General features: G+C 70.8%; 1 protein-coding gene. It reads left to right on the top strand.

The window, feature by feature from the left end; genetic code table 11:
* Positions 1–32: 32 nt before the first annotated feature.
* On the top strand, positions 33–565 hold a 533-nt coding region (locus tag ABD369_RS40925; protein ID WP_344641712.1), incomplete at its 3' end, for a hypothetical protein.

The following is a 565-nucleotide window of genomic DNA, read 5'->3' as shown; positions in this document are numbered from 1 at the left end:
GGCCAGAACACTGGCAGCACGGCATCCCCGACGTGTACGCGGCGATCAACTGGGCCCGCGCCTACAAAACCTATTTGGAGCAGTGGGCGACGCTCATGTCGGCACTGTCCCGGTACGCGTGGCGGACCACCGCCGCCGGGTCGAAGCAGGCACGGCAGGTCCGGGCCGCGGTCACCGCCGCCAACCCGCGCACCGCCGACACGACAGACCCGTCGCAGGTCGGCCAGATGGTCGTCACGAGCCCCGACGCGACACTCGAGGCGATCCCGAAGTCGGGTGCGACGATCGACTCCGAGTCCGGGCGGCCGCTCGCGATGATGGTCGCCGCCGCCCTCGATCTGCCGGTGACGATGCTGCTCGGCGATCCTGGCCAGACCGGCGCCCGGGCGGTCGCTGAAACGCTGGACCAGCCGACCGAGTTGGCGATGCAGCAGCGCCGCGAGGTGTGGCGGTCCGCTGACCTGCGCATCCTCCGGTATGTGATCGCGGAGGCGGTCCGTGCGCCGCGCGGCGCACTCAAGGGCAAGATCCGCCGGGATCAGTTCCGGGACCGCGAAACGGTCGA

The organism is Kitasatospora cystarginea (genome assembly GCF_039533515.1).
Classification (GTDB): domain Bacteria; phylum Actinomycetota; class Actinomycetes; order Streptomycetales; family Streptomycetaceae; genus Kitasatospora; species Kitasatospora cystarginea.
Note: the sequence above shows the minus strand (reverse complement) of the source record. Positions and strands in the feature narration are given on the sequence as shown.